The sequence below is a fragment of the Thermococcus marinus genome (genome assembly GCF_055389025.1).
Genome location: NZ_AP042417.1, coordinates 588,020 through 606,579 on the forward strand (window position 1 = coordinate 588,020; position 18,560 = coordinate 606,579).

Genomic DNA, 18,560 nt, shown 5'->3' on the forward strand with positions numbered 1-18,560 from the left:
TCACCTCATCTCGTTCCACTCTTTGTTGCCGTAGCGCTTCTCTACCAGCTCCTCCGCGAGTTCGAGCTCGTAGTCTGTAAGCTCGCCTTCCTCAAGCTCGAAGGCGTTGAAAAAGCTCTCCTTTAAAAGCTCGTAGGCCTCCCAGCGGTTCAGCTTTATTCCCTCGCGCTCCAGGGTCGTAACGCGCTCCCAGATGCTTGAAACGCCCTTGTCCGCGAGCTTAGCCCTCGAAACGCGGAGAACTTTACCAAGTATATCAACGCGCGTCGCGTACATGAAGGTGCCGTGCTGGAGGATTACTCCCTTCCTCCTTGTCTGGGCTGAGCCGCTTATCTTCTTCCCGTTGGCTACGATGTCGTTTAACCCTGAAAAGCCGGCCTCAAGCCCCAGTCCTTCCAGCGCATCAACCAGCGGACCGGCTAAGTAGCGGTAGCTCGTCTCGACGTTCCTCAAAGCTGGGTGAAGGTCCTCGCCGACAACGACCGAATAGGTTATCTCGCCGAACTCGTCGTGGAAAACGCTTCCTCCACCGGTTATCCTGCGCACGACGGGAATACCGAGCTTTCTGGCTTCATCAAGGTTGACGTCGTGGACGACACTCTGGAAGCGGCCTATCGTCACAGAACTCGGCGAGAAGGCGTACAACCTTACAGTGTCGGGAACCCTTCCCTCGATTCTGGCAATCATTATCGCCTCGTCTATCGCCATCTGAACCTCCGGTTTAGCGACGATGAGCGGTATGAAGCGCATCTCAACCACCAGGGTTAAAAGGGCTCGTGAGTTTTTAAGCCCAGCGATGATGACGCCCAAGCCCTCCTGAGGGGCTGTTTCATAAACGGTTAAAAGCGTAAAGTTTAAATATTTTCATTTCATAGCTTGTTTTGGTGGAGCAAGATATGAGGCTTTATCGGACGGGCAAAGCCTCACAACTCTTAGGTATCAGCAAGCCAACATTGATTAGGAAGATAAAATCCGGTGAGATTAAAGCGTATCGGATTGGCAAAGAATACCGTATCCCCGAAAGTGAAATCAAGAGAATTCTTGAGGGCAAAATCCCTGATAAGGTCGTTATTTATGCCAGAGTCTCAAGCCGAGACCAAAAAGAGGACTTGGAAAGGCAAGTCGAATACCTCAAGAATTACTGTTCGTCCAAAGGATACCAAGTGGCCAAAATCATCACGGACATTTCCTCTGGATTGAACGAGAACAGAAAGGGATTAAGACGGCTTCTCAAACTCGTCGAAAGCGGGGAAGTTACGAAAGTCGTCATAACTTACCGGGACAGGCTTACCCGCTTCGGCTTCAAATACCTCGAACAATACTTCAACTCTCACGGTGTTGAGATTGAAGTAATTTTCGACGATGAGGAGAAAACACCGGAAAAGGAACTCGTGGAAGACTTGTTGGCAATCGTAACTTCCTTCGCCGGAAAGCTTTACGGTATGCGTTCTCACAAGAAAAAACGCCTCGTCGAGGCGGTAAAGAATGCCCTCCGAGACGATTAAACTCACTGCCAAATTCAAACTCAAGGGGACACCCGACGGATTAGATGACCTTTTCTCCACTTATCGAGAAATCGTGAACTTTCTCATCACTCACGCTTTTGAGAACAACATCACAGCTTTTACCGGCTGAAAAAGGAGACTTACAAAAGTCTTCGCAAAGAGTATCCAGAACTCCCAAGTCACTACCTTTACACGGCCTGCCAGATGGCGACTGCAATCTTTAAAAGCTTCAGGAAGAGGAAAAAGAAGGGTAAAGCGAGGGGAAGACCAGTTTTCAAAAAAGAAGTTATTATGCTCGATGACCACCTGTTCAAACTCGACTTGGAGAACAAAACCGTAAAACTCTCCACTCCAAGCGGGAGGATTCAGTTGGAGTTTTATCCTGCCAGATACCACGAGAAGTTCAAGGACTGGAAGGTTGGTCAAGCGTGGTTAGTGAGAACATCGAAGGGAGTCTTCCTAAACGTCGTCTTCTCGAAGGAAGTCGAGGTTAAAGAGCCTAAAGCCTTTGTTGGTATGGATTTGAATGAGAACAACATAACGCTTTCCCTCCCTAATGGTGAGTTTCTCCAAATCATAACCCATGAGCGTGAAATCAGGACTGGCTACTTCGTGAAGAGACGAAAAATCCAGCGGAAGATTAGGAGTGGGAAGAGGAGGAAAAAACTCCTCGAAAAATACGGTGAGAGGGAGAAGAACAGGCTTAATGACCTTTATCATAAGCTCGCCAATAAAATCGTTGAGGTGGCGGAGAAATACGGCGGAATCGCCCTCGAAGATTTAACGGAAATTAGGGAGTCGATTAGGTATTCAGCTGAGATGAATGGGAGACTTCACAGGTGGAGTTTTCGCAAACTTCAGTCAATCATCGAATACAAGGCCAAACTGAGAGGGGTTAAGGTTGTTTTCGTGAATCCTGCTCATACTTCTTCCCTGTGCCCGGTATGTGGGGGGAAATTAAGCCCGAATGGGCACAGGGTTTTGAAGTGTTCGAATTGTGGGTTTGAAGCCGACCGTGATGTGATTGGAAGTTGGAATATCCGTTTGAGGGCCCTGAAGATGTGGGGAGTTTCCGTTCCCCCCGAAAGCCCCACAATGAAGACAGGAGTGGGGAAGGTTAGCCGTAACGACGTTTACGAACTTTACACAAGTTACGGCTAACCAGAACGGTGATGAGAGCGGTCACCACTGAGCACATGGCATATACCAAAACTTTTTAAAACCCCGGGCACTCCACTATAACCGGGAGTGGGCCGGTAGCTCAGCCTGGTACGAGCGCCGCCCTCGCAAGGCGGAGGCCGCGGGTTCAAATCCCGCCCGGTCCACCACAAAACGTTTTTACGCTTAACTACGGACTTCATAATTAGGTGGTGGGATGGTAGACCTCGAGTTGTTTTCAAAGCCCGACGAAGTTGAGAGGCTATTCCAACAGCTTAAGGACGTTTCTAAATTGTCCCCTGGAGAAATCTTTTCGTACTTGATTGAGCTTTCTGAGGCCACGTTGTCCCTTTACATCGTTATGCGAGATTCACTTCCCCGAAGTTACGGCAGGGTCAAGTTCTCGCGTTTTGTAGAAAAGAAAAGGAAACAAATCGAGAACATGCGCCACATTGCCAGAGAACTGTACCCGGGGCTGAAGACGAGGAAATTTGAGTTTTCTGAGGAGTTCAACGTGGAAACGGTTGAAGACTACGTTAAAGTCCTCAGAAGTGCCATGAGCTTAGAACTGATGGGTTTGAAGGCCTTTGAATACCTTTCTGAGTTTTCTGAGGAAGGGTTGCTCTTCAGAGACCTGGCCGAGGAAATAGAAAACAACGTGAATGAGCTAAAGAAGGAGCTTGAAAAGGTTGAAACCTTTGAGCGAAAGGCCAAGTTCTCCGATTTCGTTAAGGAGCTGGTTGGTGATAGGGATGGACGAGTTTGAACTCCTTAAAAAGCTCGTTGCCATTGAGTCTCCCTTCGGCAGGGAAGGGGAAATTTCACGCTTTATAACGTCCCTGCTGGAGGAGCATGGCTTCGACGTTGAAACACTTCCTGTTGAGGGCTTTGGCGACGACGTGCTGGCATATCTCCCCGGCAGGGGCCTAACGGTCGTGCTCAACGGCCACATGGATACGGTAAACCTCTCGCCGGGCTGGACGAGGAACCCGAAGGGCGAGCTCGACGGCGACCGCTTCTACGGCCTTGGAAGCGCGGACATGAAAGCTGGCCTGGCCGTTCTGCTGAGCCTCTTCGTCGAGATGGGTGAGCTTTCAAAGCGGGAGAGGCCGAACCTACTCTTCACCGCCGTGAGCGACGAGGAAGGTTACTCGCGCGGAACGTGGGAGCTGATAAAGAGCGGGAAGCTCGAGAATGCCGATTTGGTTCTCGTGGCAGAGCCGACGCGTGAGAGGCTGATGCTCGGCGCGAGGGGTCGCTTTGTAATCACAGTTAGGGCCAGAGGAAAGAAGGCCCACGCCGCGAGGCCATGGCTTGGTGTAAACGCCATCGAGGAGCTGGCAAAGCTCGTTTCGAACCTTGAAAGGATAAGGCCAAAGAGCCACCTGAAACTCGGCAGGGGCTCGTACTGCACGCTCTATATGAGGGGCGAAGCCGACGGCCTGAGCGTCCCCGATTACGCGGAGGCGATAATCGATAGACACACCGTCATAGGGGAGGACTGGGAGCGCGTTGAGGCCGAGCTGAGAAAGCTCGCGGAACGGGTTGGCGTTAAAGCTGAGCTCGAAATCGAGAAGTTCCCGAGGCCAACGCCGGACATGCTCCCCTACGTTGTGAGGGAGAACCTCCACGAGGTCAAGCTCTTTAAGAGGGCCTACACCTCGGCGACGGGCGAGGGCCCCGAGGTAACCTACGGCAGGAGCGTTGGGGACTTCAACTACTTCGCGACTTACCTCGGCAAGCCAACCCTCGTCTTCGGGCCGGAGGGAGGCAACTGGCACGCGAGCGACGAGTGGGTGAGCGTTTCATCGATGAGAAGGGTGAAGGAAACATACAGAGCCTTCCTCGCGTCGCTGGTGTAGCCTCGGGAAAGCCGGTCTCATCACCGCTCAGGGCAGGGAGTTATCCTCATCGGGGTCCCCCTTCGTGAGTTCACAAGACTCACACACGAGGATTCATTCCCCGAGTTACGGGGGTGCCCGGACTTAGACCGCCCCGCCCACTCTCCTTCTCTTTCAGCACACTACGGCGGAACGGGTCGCCCGAACACCCACAGGGCTCAACCAGACCTCCACCTCGCCTGGCTCACAGACTTCACAGGGCCGGCATCATTGCCAAAAACTATTTAAGTAAACAAGTATTTAAGAATTTTGGTGAATACAATGGGTGTCATCACAGTGAAAATTCCAGATGAACTGGAAGTCAAATTCCGAAAGAAAATCCTTGACGTTTATGGAGTTAAAAAAGGAGCTCTCGGGAAGGCCATAACGGAGGCTATTGAGTTATGGCTCGAAAAACACGAACGATCCGTCGAGCAGAAGTAAACTACGTAACCATCAAGACAAAGCTTGAACCAAAAACATCGGAAGACTACTTGAAACTTGCTCTCCTGACAGAAAAATTCAAAAGAGCCGTTGAACTCGCAATAAGGCTACAGCTCAAGGGGATTAGAAAGAGTGAAGGCGTAAAGGAAGTTTCCCGGCTGGTTCTCAATAACTGGTGGTATTCTGACAGCGCGTGGGATTACGCGAAAATGCTTCTCAAGGGAGCAAAACAAAACGGTGGAAATCCACTGCACATTCACTTGAAATCAAAATTCCTCATTAGCAAGCCTAAGGAAAACGAGAAGGGGAACAGGAACGTAAGGATTGAAGGGTTAAACGTTAGAATTCGCTCGAACGGTGAATGGCTAAACTTTAAGATGAAGACAGGCAAGAATTTTCTTCCGGTAATCTTTGATGTTCAGAAATTAAAATACGGTGCTCAAGTTGTTCTGCGAAATGGAAAAGTTTATCTGCATGTTCAAGTGCCTTTTGAGGTTTATCTTAAACACTACGGGAGGACTGCTTATGGAAAGCTTTACTCTGGATTTGATTTGAATTCGGACAGGATGAATATGGTTATTCTCGATGAGAGGGGGATTATTCGGGACGTTAGGGTTGAGCATTTTCCTGAAGTTAATTCTCCGGGGTTCTCGAAAAGGAGGGCTCGGGATTTGAGGTTAAAGGCTCTCGCTCATCTTCTGGATTATGCGTTTTATCATGGTGTTGGGGTCGTGTTCTTTGAGGATTTGGAGAGGATTAAGAGGAAAAATGGAAAGGCAACAAATTCGAGAAAAGGGAATCGAAAGGCCTCAAATTTCGCCAAGAAGGAGCTTCTCGAACACGGGATTGTTATGGCGTTGAAGAGGGGTTTTGAGGTCTATCTGGTTAATCCTGCAGGTTCTTCGAAGTTGGGGCGGGAACTTGCTCAAGGGTTAGGTTTGGACGTTCACTTCTCGTCGGCGTTCGTGATAGGTTGGTGGGGGTTAAATTCATTGAAATCTCAAAAGAAAAACAGTCCTGTTTGGTAACAATCCTTTTAAGCTTCCCCTTTTAACCCCTTCCATGTTCGCGCTCATAGCGAGGGCAAGGAAGGACGCGAAGGCTCTAAGCTACATAAACGAGAGGAACTACGGGGGCTTTCTTAGGGTTGAGAGCCTCGGCGGGGGCAGAACTAAGAAGGAAGTCCTCGAGAACCTTGAGAGAGCCCTCGAAGGGCCTTACATCCCGGTTCTCCTCCTCGGCGAGAAGGAGAGAGACCTCATGGAGGAGCTCCTCCCCGTTTTGAGGGGGTCGGGCAAGCCCTTCTACGCGAGGGTTCTGAGGACGAAGCGCGTTAGAAACATGCGCGTTGACGAGCTCTACTCCCACATCGAGGAGATAAAGGCGCGCTTTCGCCTCGGCATCGAGTGGCGGGGAACCTACGCCCTCAACCCCGAGAACCCCTTCGGCCTCGAAATTAACCCGGACTACGACGTTTACCTCGCCCTCGGCAACGGCTTTAGAAGGGCCATGCGCTCGCTCCTCGACGTCGAGCTCGGCGAGAACTCGCTCGTCCTGAGGAAGACTATGAACCAGGAGGTCTATTTCTCGGGCCCGAACAAGGTGGCCGAGGTGAGCAAAAAGCTCGGCTTTCCGACCGAGGTCCTCTGGAAGTGCCCCTGCATCGAGGACGTCTCGCTCGACTCGCTTATCTCAGCTAACAGGGACTACATAGAGGCCTTTGCCGAGGCTTCGAAAGCATTTCTCAGGGCTTTTGAGGACTACGACATCGTGGTTCCATGGAGCGGGGGAAAGGACTCGACGGCCACACTTATCTTAGCGAAAGAGGTCTTCGACGAGGTTACCGCCGTCTACGTCAGGATGGAGTACGAGATGCCAGGAACGGACGAATACGTTGAAGAACTCGCGGAAAAGCTTGGCGTTAACCTCGTTCGCGTCGACGTCCCGATGCCAATCGAAAAATACGGAATGCCGACCCATCGGAACCGCTGGTGCACGAGGAAGAAGGTCGAGGCCCTCTATTCAGTTGTTTCGGAGTTTGAAAACCCAGTTCTCCTCGTCGGCGACCGCGACGGGGAGAGCGCGAGGAGAAGGCTTAAGCCACCGGTCGTCGAGAGAAAGACGGATTTCGGAAGAATCCTTGAGGTTATGCCCATAAAGTTCTGGAGCGGGCTCATGGTTCAGCTCTTCATCCTCATGAGGGGCTTTAAACTGCACCCGCTCTACTACGAGGGCTTCTACAGGCTTGGCTGTACAATCTGTCCGAGTCTGGCGGAGTGGGAGGTTGAGCTGTTAAAGAAGAGGGGAGTGAGGGCGCTCCCTCAGAGCTTCCTTCCAATGGACACTCCAAGGACGAACGCCAAAACCACGGACAAACCTATGAGTTCGTAGTTCACTTCATCCGTCTGGCCGGCCGGAGTCTGGGCCTGCGTCTGGGTTTGAGTTTCTGTCTCGTTTGGAATAACTATTTCCGGCACAGGTATGCTCTCCTCGGGCACCTCTTCAATCGGGCTGAGCGGGGTCGAGAGAAACAGGTTCGCGGTCTCCTTGGCGTAGGCGTAGAATGTCATCGCCGTCTGGAGGTCGTTGAGGCTCTGGTTCTCCCTCGCGAGGTCTTCAAAGCTCTGGGCGAACTCGTAGTATGCTATTGCAAGCAATGGGGTCACCCCGTTTTTCTCCGCGAGGCCTATCGCGGTTCTGGCGTCATTTTTGAGCATGTTGAGCTTGTCCAGCAGGACTGTCCAGTTGGATATTGCAAGAGTGTCGAGGAACACCTCACCCTGGACGCGGGCCTCCATGGCCGTGAAGAGGGCCGCTGAATATTTGCCGTTGTCGTAGTACTGTTCGGCTTTCTGGATGGTGTCGGTGAGGGTGCTTCCGAGAACGTCCCCGTACATGGACTCGATGTAGGCGACTATGAGTGTGGACTCGTCTATGTAGTCCCTCGCTGTGGCTTTGACTACATCCTTTTCAATCGTCTCGTCTTTAGCAAAGCGTTTCCCGAGGTCAGTCCAGAGGATTGCTGTCTTTGCCCTCTCGTAGGCGTAAGCGGCGTTTCCAAGGGCGTTCCAATAATCTCCTGAGTAGTAGGCCTTCCACGCCTCCTCAAGGTTGCTCTTGGCGTCTTCCACCCTCTCCTCGGCGGCCGCTACCGCCTGGAGCATCGTGATGCCTCTTATCTCCTGGCCCTCAACGTAGGCTTCGGTCTCATCTATCGTCCTGCTCGTGTTCTTCAGGAGCTCCCCAACGTCCTCTGGCGTGGCAACACTAAGGTACCACTCGACGTGCCTTATCACTATCCTTGCCTGGAAGTCCTTGCTGAGGACGGTGTAGTAGCGCCCCTCGTCCAGGTACTTCTTTGCCTGGGCAAGTCTCTCCTCTGCGCTGTCAAGGGCCGCAAGGAGGGTCATGTATGTGTCGTAGCCGACGTTGCTCCCCTTGAGAGCCTCCAAGACCCTCTGGTAGTACTCGGTGGTGTTCTGGTAGTCGCTCAGAGCGTCGTTTCTAAGGAAGGAGGTGTCAATCTGGACGTTTTCAGGCACTTTGGGCTTCGGGAGCCTGTGGCCCGTGAAGTAATAAACTGCCTCGTAGATGTCCTTTACCTCTATCACCTTGAGCCCCCAGCGTTCTCTGGCGTACTCAACGACATCAACCGGCTGGGTCTCGGTGTTCACTATCTGGATAATCCCCCCGATTTCCTTCTTCTGGGTCTCCTGGATGTACTGGATTCTCTGCCCCTCTGGAATCAGAAAGACTTCCGCCCCCGCCTGGTGGGCGGCTGAGGCCTTCTCAAGAATTCCACCAACGGGCCCGATGCTGCCGTCCGGGTTAATCATTCCGGTCATCATAACCTTCGGGTTGACGTCCCAGCCCATCAGCGCCGCGATTATGCCGACGGTCATGGTTGCGCCTGCTGAGGGCCCACCTATGATGGGGCTCTCGGCACGAACCCGGACAAAAACATCGTACTGGCTCATGTCCACCTGGAGAACCCTTCCCGCCACCTGGGTTGCCAGCCTGGCGCTGGCCTGCATGTCAACTTCTGCTAACGGCCACGTCTCTATGTAAACGTGCCCGCTTCCTGGAGCCACTGTAATCACGAACTCCGTGGCGACACCGGTCAGTTCGCCCGTCGAGGTTTTGGCCACTGCCGGTGCGTGCATTATCACCGTGTGTCCCTCACTTGGGCACTGAGCCACCACTGGCGTCGCTAACGGGAGCAGAAGGAGCACTGCCAGAACTAAAATGACTGCTCTCTTCATCTTTTCACCCGTTTCGAGGATTGGAGAGGGTTAAATAAAGCGTTTTTGGTTCAACAGTTTAACGCCGCCAGATGGCCATCAGGAAGAGCAGGAGAACGAGAACTTCTAGGAAGTCCACGATTAGCCCGATGTCTCTCTCTATGGCACCGCCTTCGGCCGAAATCTCCACGACTTTCTTGAGGGCGAAGAGAATGAAGGCCAGCGCCAGGTAGAGTGCCGCCCTCATGTGGCTCTTGCGGTACGCCAGATAGCTGACACCAACCAGCGCCACTGCGAGTATGGCCACCACCATATCTACGAGCATTCCCATCATTAACCTTCACCCACCCCAGCGAGGAAGTCTATAAGGCCGTCCGCCAGTCTCTCCCACAGTGTTGGCCTGTATTCCCTGATGAGCCTCACGAGGGCCTCAGGGTCGTAGTTGATGCGGTAAATTATACTCTTTCCCGTTCTCTCGGCCCTCACAATGCCGAGCTTTTCGAGCTCCTTCATGTGATAGCTCACCGTCGGCTGGCTGACCCCCAGCTTTTCCGCTATCTCGCCCTGGCTCATTGGCCCCTTCATGAGGAGGAGCAGTATCTGCCTTCTTGTCTCGGTGGATATGGCCATCAGCAGTCTCTGGGCATCTTCTTCAAAGCCCGCCGGGAAGATGTAGCGCCTCCTTCCGGCCCTCCTTGAAAACACCTGCCCCTCTTTCTCAAGCTTTCCCAGGTGGTACTGCAGGTCGCCTATGCCCAGTCCAAGCTCCCTTGCCAGCTCGCGGAAAGTTATACCTGGTCTGTTGCGGATGTAGTTGAGTATCTCCTTCCTCCGCTCCATCTTTCAACCCTTAAACCCTGTGGTTCATCACGCTATGGCAATCCATATAAGGCCTTCCCCGTTTATGCCGAGCGGTGGGATTATGGAGTGGCTCATGAAGAGGGCTGAGGAGCTCGCGAGAAAGCACGGCGTCGATTACTATGAAATCAGGCTCATTAAGGTCACGTCGAGAAGGCTCGCCATGAGCAACGGCCAGCTGAGGGAGCTCTCAAGCAACTCCGAGCTGGGGGTAGGTGCGAGGGCCTTTAACGGGGCGTGGGGCTTTTCGAGCGCCAACGACCGCGAGCGCTTTGAGAAGGCTATCGAGACCGCGATGAAGATAGCAAAATTATCCAGGGGAGACGCGAGGATTTACCTCGGCGACCCGGTTAGGGACGAGGTAGAGCTCAGGGTAAAGAAGCCCTTCACCGCCGTTGACATCGAGGAAGCCCTCTCGCTCGTCAAGGAGATAGACGGCATGCTCAAGGGAGAGAAAATCGTCAACAGGAACGTCAGCTACGGCGACTCCGTCGTTGAGACGTTATATTTCAACTCCCTTGGGAGTGAGATAAGAACCGTTGTGCCGAGGATAAGGCTCGGCTTTTCAGTCACAGCCCGCGAAAACGGCTCAATGCAGGACTTCTGGAAGAGCTTCGGAGGCACAGTCGGCTGGGAGCTGATAGAGGGAATTGACATAGACTACTGGACTTCCCACATCAAGGAAAAGGTCTTTGAGCTCCTGAGGGCTAGCTCTCCCCCGTCCGGCGAGATGGACGTCATAGCCGACCCCGAGCTGACCGGTGTCTTCATTCATGAGGCATTGGGACATGCTGTCGAGGCTGATTCAGTCAAGAACGGTGACAGCATCCTTGCTGGGAAGCTCGGGGAGAAAATTGCGGTTGAGGGGCTGAACGTTGTGGACGACCCCACTTTGCCGGGCAAGTTCGGGAGCTACCCCTACGACGACGAGGGGATTAGGGCGAAGCGCGTCGAGATAATCCGCGATGGAGTCCTGGTTAACTACCTCAACGACAGGGAGACCGCGGAGTACTTCGGGCTTGAGCCGAACGGGCACGCGAGGGCTGAGAGCTACGCCTACCAGCCCCTCGTGAGGATGAGCAACACATACGTCGAACCCGGCGACTGGAGCTTTGAGGAAATGCTTGAAGAGGTCAGGAACGGCCTTTACATGCTCGGGGACAAGGGCGGTGAGGTTGACACCGCAAACGGCACCTTCACCTTCGGGGCCAAGCTCGGCTACATCGTCGAAAACGGCGAGCTCAAGGAACCCGTCAGGGACGTCGCGCTCTCGGGCAAAATCCTCGACGTGCTGAAGAACATCAGGGCCATCGGAAACGATACCCGTGTGGAGTTTCCAGGCTACTGCGGAAAGGGCCAGTGGGTTCCCGTTGACGACGGCGGGCCGCACATACTCACAAGGGCCCTTGTGGGGGGATTGAGATGATGGAAGCCGTTGAGGGGCTCGTCCGCATCCTCGAACGCGAGGACGTCGAGTGGGAAGTGTTCTACCAGTTCGGCCGCTCTGGGTCGTTTAAAATCGAGAGAGAAACTCTTGAGCGCTCCCAGAGGAAGTTCTATTCGGGAATAGGCCTCAGGGTCGGGTTAAAGGGCAGGCTCGGCTTTTCTTACATCACGGGACTCCATCCGAGCGAGGAGGAGCTTGAAAAGCTGGTGGAGAGGGCGGTAAAGCTGGCAAAGATAAGCGAGGTTCCGTTTAGGGGTTTTCCCGCCCATGAAAATGTGAAGCGCGTCCCTGGAATCTACGACAGGGAGATAGACGAGATTCCCTTCGAGGAAGCCCAGGGGCTGGCCCTTGAGTACGCTGAGCTCATGAGGGGTAAAAAGGCCGGGGAAACAATCTCGGGTTCAATCTCGCTTGCCGTCGGGACGAATGGGGTGGTCAACTCCAACGGGGTCGAGCTGGAGGAGAGCTCCACCTACATGGGCGTCTCCGCCTACGCGGTTCTCAGCGACCCGCCTGGAACCGGTTCGTACAGCCAGAACTTTACCTCGCTCCAGCCCTTTGAAGTCCTTGAGAATGCCGTTGAGAAGGCCGTCGAGGAAGCCAGGCTGAGCGCCAGGGCGGAGAAGCTTGAGCCCTACTCTGGCGAGCTCGTTCTGGAGCCAACCGCTTTGGAGTCGGTCATCGGCGTCTTCCTGAGCAACCTCTACGGTGACGAGGTCTACCACGGCAGGAGCAGGTTCTCTAAGCCCGGCGAGGAAGTTGGCTCTTTCACGCTCGTTGATGACTCAACCATCCCTGAGCTCCCTGGCAGCTACTCCTTTGACGGGGAAGGGACACCGGGCCAGAAAACAACCCTCGTCGGGGACGGAGTTGTCAGGAACTTCCTCCTCGACCACACCTACGCATCGTTCCTGGGCATGGAGAGCACGGGAAACGCCCTGAGAACTTTTAGAAGCACACCGCACATAGGGCCGAGCAACATCGTCCTTGAGCCCGGTGAAGAAAGCCTTGAGGACTACGAAGGGGTCATAGTCAGGAAGGTCTTCGGAGAGCACACCGCAAACCCAGTGAGCGGGGACTTCTCGCTGACGGTCGAGCTCGGCTACGTCGTTGAGAACGGCGAGTTAAAGCCTTTCAAGGACAACATGCTCGTCGGCAACGTCTTCGAGCTCCTCAGGACGCTGAGGCCCGGAAAGGAACCGGAGAGGGTTCAGAGCTTTATCTCACCGAGGGTCCTCGTGGGGGGAAGGCTCGTCTGATTTCCTTCTTCTCTCTGCTCTCTTTTGGAGGGCGGACTGCTCTATAGCGATTGGTTCAGTTGGTCCCTGACCCTGCCGGCACCGGCGTGAGCTTTTTAAGCGCCTCTGAGTATCACTTGTGGTGATAAAATGCGTGGTATAACCCTCCTGTTGGCACTGCTCCTTCTGATTCCCCCGGTCGGAGCTTACAGCGTCCCCGAGAGGGGAGTGGTTTATCAGGTGATGGTTGACCGCTTCTACGACGGGAACGAGAGCAACAACGGGCCCTTTTACGATCCGACGCACACGAACTACCGCCTCTACTGGGGCGGGGACATAGAGGGGCTGATAGAGAAGCTCGACTACATCAGGAGCCTTGGCGTCTCGATGATATGGGTCTCCCCGCTCAACGATAACATAAACAAAATGGCCGCCGGGAGCGCCCCTTATCACGGCTACTGGACGCGCGACTACAAGCGCATAGAGGAGCACTTCGGGACGTGGGAGGACTTCCGCAGGCTCGTCGAGGAGGCTAGAAAGCGGGGAATCTGCATCGTCGTTGACTACGTCCCAAACCACTCCAACCCGGCAACCGACGGTGAGTTTGGGGCCCTCTACGACAACGGCACATTCGTAACCGACTACTACCGCGACATCAAGAACGCGACCGTGAACCCATACACTGGCCTCAAGGAGAACATCTACCACCACAACGGCAACATCTTCGCCTGGGAAGGCATTCCGCTCAAGTACTCCAACCTCTTCGGCCTGGCGGACTTCAACCAGCTCAATCCCTGGGTCGACTCGTACCTCACGGAGGGCGCGCTCCTCTTCGCGGACTCCGGGGCCTGCGGCTTCAGGATAGACGCGGTCAAGCACATGGAGCTGGGCTGGCTGGAGAGCTTTTACCTGCGCCTCTACTCGCGGGGTCCGCTCTTCATCTACGGCGAGTACTACGCCCTCTCGCCCGAAAAGACTGACGACCTCTACGAGCTCTACCGCTACTCCAACGTCTCGCCCCTTCTCAACATACCGATAAGGGAGGACATCATTAGAACCCTCGGCTTCGTGGGGAGCCTCGAGGCCCTTTCCAAGACGCTTGAGGAGTACTACTCTCATTTCGTCTATCCTAACAAGCAGCTGAACTTCCTCGACAGCCACGACCTCGTCCGCTTCCTCAACGCGGCCAGGAGAAAGGACGCGGTTGAGCGCTTCCACATGGCCCTTGCCCTCACGATGACCCTGCCGGGAATTCCGGTCATCTACTACGGCGACGAGAGCTACCTGGTGAGCAGGGACGGCAAGGGCGACCCCTACAACAGGCCGATGATGGTCTTCGACAACACCACCGAGGCGGCGAGGATAATTAGAACCCTCGCGGGGCTGAGAAAGACCAACGATGCCCTCGCTTTCGGAGACTTCAAGACGCTCTACGCCAACTACTCCGTATGGGCCTTTGAGAGAACCTTTGGAAGCCATAAGCTTCTAGTTGTCATGAACAAGGGCTCGCCCGTCGGTCTGACCCTCAGCATAGACTGGCCTGACAGGAGGTATGAGGACGCCCTCTACGGTGGGGAGATGGTAGTTTCCAACGGTAGGACTACACTTGAGCTCCCGCACAACAGCTTCTACGTCTTCCACATCGAGGGAGAGCAGAAAGAACCCCTCATCGGCTCCCTGACGCCCTACGCCGCCCAGCCCGGCCAGAAAGTCCTCATAGGTGGGGCCGGCTTCGGCTCCTCCGGAAGGGTTCTCGTAGGCGGCGTTGAGGCAAGGGTTCTCTCGTGGAGCCCGATTGAGATACTCATCGAGGTTCCTGAGCTCAAAACGGAGAGCGCATGGGTAGATGTGGTGGTCGAGAGGGGCGGTAGGACAAGCGCCCCTGCAAAACTGCGCTACTACTCCGGGAACGACGTCCCCGCGCTCGTCGTCGTTAACGCCACAAACATCACGGGCCAGCTCTGGATTAAGGGCGATATCCCTGAGCTGGCCGAGCCGAGGCCCATGCTGAGGTCGAGCACAGGCTACTACTTCACAGTTGCACCCCTGCCCAACGGGACGGCCTTCTCGGTCGAGCTCTACGCCGGTTCGCCTTGGGGAGAGCTTGAGCCCATCAACGTCACCCTCTACGGCTTCGTGAACTCCACGGTCGTCCTCCTGAGCGACGAACCCCCTAAGCAACCGGTACAACCTGGGGAAACCAAATCGCGGGGACAGTCAGAGAACTGGCCGCTCTATGCCGGAATGGCGGCCCTTCTCCTGGTTCTCCTCGCGGTCTGGAAGCGGAAGCGTGGCTAAACGCTTTGGCGAGCCATTTTCTTTTTCCATTTCTGCGGCCCGCCGGCAAAGTTTAATACTCCCTCCCTCAACCCCTACCGGTGATAAGGCATGGACTTCGAGAGGAAACCGCTCATCGGCATGGTTCACCTCAAGCCCCTCCCTGGCTCGTACCTCTACGACGGCAACCTTGAGACTGTTATTGAGCTCGCCCTGAGGGACGCCAAGACTCTCGAAGAGGCGGGCTTCGACGCGATAATGATTGAGAACTTTGGCGATGTCCCGTTTCCAAAGACCGTTGACAAGGTGACGGTCGCTTCCTTCACGACGGTAGCTAAGGCCGTTAGAGACGAGGTGAGCGTTCCAGTTGGGATTAACGTCCTCAGGAACGACGGGATAGCGGCCTATTCAATAGCCTACGCGATTAAAGCGGACTTCATAAGGGTTAACGTGCTGAGTGGAATTGCCTTCACCGACCAGGGAGTCATAGAGGGCATCGCCCACGAGCTGGCCAGGCTCAGAAGGCTCCTCCCAAGCAAAATTAAGGTCTTTGCCGACGTCCACGTCAAGCACGCGGTTCACTTCTTCGACTTCGAGGGCGCGATAAGGGACACCGTCGAGCGCGGTCTGGCCGATACAGTGGTGGTGAGCGGGAAAGCTACCGGAAAGCCCGTAGATTTAGAAAAGCTCGCCCTCGCGAAGAGAATCTCCCCCGTTCCGGTCGTGGTCGGTTCGGGGACGACCTATGACAACCTGCCCAAGCTGTGGAAGCACGCCGATGCCTTCATCGTCGGCACGTGGCTCAAGCGCGACGGAAAGGTCGAGAACGAGGTCTCCCTTGAGAGGGCTAAAAAGCTCGTCGAGCTGGCTGAGAAGTTGAGGAGAAGTTCTTAGCTTTCCTTCAGCATTCTTCGAATTTTCTTTTCCGAAAGCCTTATTACCCTTGAGCGCGTAAGTTGTACAAAGTGACCCTGTCCCGCTTTTCTCTTCCGCGAGATGGGTTGTTTGGGAAGTGAGAAAATGAGAAGGCTCTTTGCAGTACTCCTTTTTCTAATCAGCGCAGGTTTAGTCGTGGCCACGCCCCAGTTTCCCCACGTAACACAGGAGGAGGCTTCCTCCCTGGGGCTCAGGATAAGCTACGGCGGCGGTGGAAGCGTTCCGGGTGGGGGCTCCAATTCATACCAGGACTTCATATGCCTCAACGACCGCGAGCCGTACACCACGATAACGCTGATGGCGACGTATTACCCGGACGGCCGTGCGGGGAAGGAGTTTAGAGCGTATTATCAAGACTTTATGGGGCGCAAGGAGGAAGAGAGTCCCCTTGAGGACTTCTGGAGCGGGGAGGTCATAGGGACGCACCGCATTCACTACGAGATTTCGGGTGACGATGACTACTTCTTCGTCCTTCAGATTGAGGACTACGACTACTACGACTCCAGCCGGGACTACCAGGTTTACTGGTACTATTACTATGCCCTCATTGGGGACTACATCGTCACGCTGAACACCCATTATTCGACCAAGTACTACCAGACAAGCTACTCGCCCCCGTGCAGTATTGATGCCCTTCTCCCGAGGCTCTTCAACCTCTACCTGAGCAAGTTCGAGGGGAACACCGTCAGGGTTCCTGAAAACGTCTCGATAGAGGGCTCTGGCGAGACTTCGAGTGGTAACGACAACATCTCAGAGAGCTCGGGAGGTTTTCTGAGCCCCTCTGCCCGTGAGAGAATGAAGACGACAACCGCGAGGATAGCCTCGCTCGGGGATTCCATAGAGCTCCAAACCCCCAACGGAAAACTTGTGAAGCTCAGCTCAGGAAGGGCCAGCACCGCCCTCGGCTGGAAGGCCAAGTACTACGGCAACAAAGCCCTAGATTCCCTAATCGACGGCGCCTCGTCGCTCCTGCCCAGTCCGCTCGGTCTGTTTAAGGACTACGTCAAGGGATACAAGGACTCACTCGTCTTCAACGAAAGCGAATCGGTCAGGAAAACGGCCAAAGACCTTCACGTAAACGAGAGAAGCGCCTCTTTGTACAACACGATGAACTCGATTGAGTCAAGGGAAAAAGCCCTATCCCCTTACAAAAACGCGGTTCCGACCTCGATTGCCACAAAACCCATTGAAACTGTTCTCTCGTCAATGGGAGTCGCCATAAAGAAGACGCTCGCCCAGAACTACGAATGGGAGTTCAGGAAGACCGCGGAAACCGCCGTCCGCTACAAGAAGATGGGACTGAAGTACAGGGACATTATCAGGAACACGGTGAACGAGGTCATGGAAACCACACAGGGCATGAAGAAGGTTCAAATGCTCAACCGGAACTCTGGCGGTGACTACTCTGACCAGGAGGCCAGAATAAGGCTCTACATAAACAAGCTCTTCGAGGAGGGGAAGCTATGAAGGGGAAGGTTATTTTTCTAATCCTGCTCCTCCTCGGGGCCTACGCCTACGTCAACGGCTACATCTCCCCGGACGACGTCCGTTCGGCCGTGAATGACCTCACAGGGAAGGAGAACGGCGACGCGACTTCAACCCTAACGCCTTCAGAGATACCGGGCAACGTCAGCGTTTCGACCGTGAACGGGAGCACCTACGTCAGGCTGGACGTTCCGGCCGTCAACGAGAACCTCACGGGCCTGCTTTACAGAGTTGCGGTCGAGAGGAACGCGACGAGGGTTGACGCTTACTACCTCGGTGAGCCAGTTCTGAGGCTCACGAAGACCAACGGGAGCTACACCTTTGAGGACATCAAAACGCCGGAGTTCAGGATAAGGACTGACCTTGCCCTCTTTGACGTGAACGTGTTTGATGTGGACGTTACCAACGAGACCGCCGCGGTATCGCTTGAATACCTTGCGGACGGGGGTTCCTTCTGGAATGACTACTTCAAGATGGCATTCGCAGTTCTGGAGAACGCTCCATGGGTCGAAGAAGTCAGGATAACTTACATCGGCGAGAGGAATGCAACGTTCTCCATATCGAGTGAGAATCTGCTCCACGCGTGGGAGGGGAAGCTTACCGCCGAAGAACTTGCGAATGCGGTTAGGGAGGATTCAACTTGAGGGGGGTGAGAAAATGGGAATCCTGAAGAAACTGATAGTCGGCTTCTTCCTGCTCCTCTTCATCGGAGTTGCGGCAATCTTTGGAATGCAGTACTATTACGATACAGCCTACGATAAGGTTCCAGTCGAGGTCAAGACCGAGACCGTGAGTGGCGACGTCTTCTACCTCAGCCACGTGCTTGAGCCGGGCAAGTACAAGATAACCGCCGAGAGCGAGGGGACCGTGGAGAAAATAACAATCCTGGATGAGAACGGCAATGTCCTGACGGAGTCCGAGACTAACAGCCTTATCTACGGCTCAAGCCAGCCTTTCCAGGTTAGAGTTGACTACAAAGCTCCAGTTAACGTGGACAGCTACACCGTTTCCGTTGGCATTTACCGCCTCGTCAAGAAGTGACGAAAGCGTTATATTTTTTCCCTTTTACTCTCTCCTGTTACGTCTTAATT

General features: G+C 54.4%; 17 protein-coding genes, 1 tRNA gene and 1 pseudogene. 15 read left to right on the forward strand and 4 right to left on the reverse strand.

Going from position 1 to position 18,560, the window contains the following annotated elements:
• Positions 1 to 750 (reverse strand): lipoate--protein ligase family protein, encoded by a 750-nt coding sequence (locus ACZ5ER_RS03105; RefSeq protein ID WP_464935068.1) that lies wholly within the window; start codon positions 748 to 750, stop codon positions 1 to 3.
• A 146-nt stretch (positions 751 to 896) separates the two neighbouring features.
• Here ACZ5ER_RS03105 and ACZ5ER_RS03110 point away from each other — a divergent pair, with 146 nt between their 5' ends.
• The 8 genes and pseudogenes from ACZ5ER_RS03110 (at position 897) to ACZ5ER_RS03145 (ending at position 7,378) form a co-directional block, all read left to right on the forward strand.
• Positions 897 to 1,505: an IS607 family transposase gene (locus ACZ5ER_RS03110; RefSeq protein ID WP_050002071.1), complete on the forward strand. Its 609-nt coding sequence runs from the start codon at positions 897 to 899 to the stop codon at positions 1,503 to 1,505.
• Positions 1,486 to 2,666: pseudogene (locus ACZ5ER_RS03115) on the forward strand (RNA-guided endonuclease InsQ/TnpB family protein). The gene ACZ5ER_RS03110 and the pseudogene ACZ5ER_RS03115 overlap by 20 nt, the downstream one beginning before the upstream one ends.
• A gap of 89 nt (positions 2,667 to 2,755) precedes the next feature.
• A tRNA-Ala gene (locus tag ACZ5ER_RS03120) sits at positions 2,756 to 2,833 on the forward strand.
• Positions 2,834 to 2,880: 47 nt separating this feature from the next.
• Positions 2,881 to 3,429 (forward strand): hypothetical protein, encoded by a 549-nt coding sequence (locus tag ACZ5ER_RS03125; RefSeq protein WP_464934782.1) that lies wholly within the window; start codon positions 2,881 to 2,883, stop codon positions 3,427 to 3,429.
• Positions 3,416 to 4,525 (forward strand): M20 family metallopeptidase, encoded by a 1,110-nt coding sequence (locus ACZ5ER_RS03130; protein ID WP_464934783.1) that lies wholly within the window; start codon positions 3,416 to 3,418, stop codon positions 4,523 to 4,525. The genes ACZ5ER_RS03125 and ACZ5ER_RS03130 overlap by 14 nt, the downstream gene beginning before the upstream one ends.
• A gap of 291 nt (positions 4,526 to 4,816) precedes the next feature.
• Positions 4,817 to 4,987 carry a hypothetical protein gene (locus ACZ5ER_RS03135; RefSeq protein ID WP_158506630.1) on the forward strand — a complete coding sequence of 57 codons (171 nt, stop codon included), beginning with the start codon at positions 4,817 to 4,819 and terminating at the stop codon, positions 4,985 to 4,987.
• 50 nt (positions 4,988 to 5,037) lie between these two features.
• Complete coding sequence (locus ACZ5ER_RS03140) at positions 5,038 to 6,015, forward strand: transposase (protein ID WP_464934784.1); 978 nt, start codon at positions 5,038 to 5,040, stop codon at positions 6,013 to 6,015.
• 34 nt (positions 6,016 to 6,049) lie between these two features.
• On the forward strand, positions 6,050 to 7,378 hold the full coding sequence (locus ACZ5ER_RS03145) for a phosphoadenosine phosphosulfate reductase domain-containing protein (RefSeq protein WP_464934785.1): 1,329 nt from the start codon (positions 6,050 to 6,052) through the stop codon (positions 7,376 to 7,378).
• Here the strand turns inward: ACZ5ER_RS03145 and ACZ5ER_RS03150 are convergent.
• From ACZ5ER_RS03150 to ACZ5ER_RS03160, 3 genes are read right to left on the reverse strand one after another with little or no spacing between them, the layout of a single operon-like run.
• On the reverse strand, positions 7,309 to 9,249 hold the full coding sequence (locus tag ACZ5ER_RS03150) for a S16 family serine protease (protein ID WP_050002066.1): 1,941 nt from the start codon (positions 9,247 to 9,249) through the stop codon (positions 7,309 to 7,311). The two genes, ACZ5ER_RS03145 and ACZ5ER_RS03150, sit on opposite strands and share 70 nt — an antisense overlap.
• A 58-nt stretch (positions 9,250 to 9,307) precedes the next feature.
• Entirely contained in the window at positions 9,308 to 9,562 is a 255-nt protein-coding gene (locus ACZ5ER_RS03155; RefSeq protein ID WP_464934786.1) for a hypothetical protein, read from the reverse strand.
• Positions 9,562 to 10,068 (reverse strand): winged helix-turn-helix transcriptional regulator, encoded by a 507-nt coding sequence (locus ACZ5ER_RS03160; protein ID WP_050002064.1) that lies wholly within the window; start codon positions 10,066 to 10,068, stop codon positions 9,562 to 9,564. Before ACZ5ER_RS03160 ends, ACZ5ER_RS03155 begins: the two co-directional genes overlap by 1 nt.
• Positions 10,069 to 10,150: 82 nt before the next feature.
• Between ACZ5ER_RS03160 and ACZ5ER_RS03165 the strand changes: the two genes are divergently transcribed.
• The 7 genes from ACZ5ER_RS03165 to ACZ5ER_RS03195 all read left to right on the forward strand — a co-directional run bounded on the left by ACZ5ER_RS03165 (position 10,151) and on the right by ACZ5ER_RS03195 (position 18,510).
• The gene (locus tag ACZ5ER_RS03165; protein ID WP_464934788.1) at positions 10,151 to 11,512 is read left to right on the forward strand and encodes a TldD/PmbA family protein; all 1,362 of its coding nucleotides are present in this window, start codon (positions 10,151 to 10,153) and stop codon (positions 11,510 to 11,512) included.
• Positions 11,509 to 12,792, forward strand: coding sequence for a TldD/PmbA family protein (locus tag ACZ5ER_RS03170; protein ID WP_050002062.1), 1,284 nt, complete (start codon positions 11,509 to 11,511; stop codon positions 12,790 to 12,792). Before ACZ5ER_RS03165 ends, ACZ5ER_RS03170 begins: the two co-directional genes overlap by 4 nt.
• A 129-nt stretch (positions 12,793 to 12,921) precedes the next feature.
• On the forward strand, positions 12,922 to 15,069 hold the full coding sequence (locus tag ACZ5ER_RS03175; protein WP_050002061.1) for an alpha-amylase family glycosyl hydrolase: 2,148 nt from the start codon (positions 12,922 to 12,924) through the stop codon (positions 15,067 to 15,069).
• A 90-nt stretch (positions 15,070 to 15,159) separates the two neighbouring features.
• Positions 15,160 to 15,942: a BtpA/SgcQ family protein gene (locus ACZ5ER_RS03180; protein ID WP_464934789.1), complete on the forward strand. Its 783-nt coding sequence runs from the start codon at positions 15,160 to 15,162 to the stop codon at positions 15,940 to 15,942.
• Positions 15,943 to 16,068: 126 nt separating this feature from the next.
• Positions 16,069 to 17,451 carry a hypothetical protein gene (locus tag ACZ5ER_RS03185; RefSeq protein ID WP_050002059.1) on the forward strand — a complete coding sequence of 461 codons (1,383 nt, stop codon included), beginning with the start codon at positions 16,069 to 16,071 and terminating at the stop codon, positions 17,449 to 17,451.
• Positions 17,448 to 18,113: a hypothetical protein gene (locus ACZ5ER_RS03190; RefSeq protein ID WP_464934790.1), complete on the forward strand. Its 666-nt coding sequence runs from the start codon at positions 17,448 to 17,450 to the stop codon at positions 18,111 to 18,113. The genes ACZ5ER_RS03185 and ACZ5ER_RS03190 overlap by 4 nt, the downstream gene beginning before the upstream one ends.
• Positions 18,114 to 18,126: 13 nt before the next feature.
• Positions 18,127 to 18,510, forward strand: a complete 384-nt coding sequence (locus tag ACZ5ER_RS03195; protein ID WP_050002057.1) for a hypothetical protein — start codon at positions 18,127 to 18,129, stop codon at positions 18,508 to 18,510.
• The last annotated feature ends 50 nt before the right edge of the window (positions 18,511 to 18,560 follow it).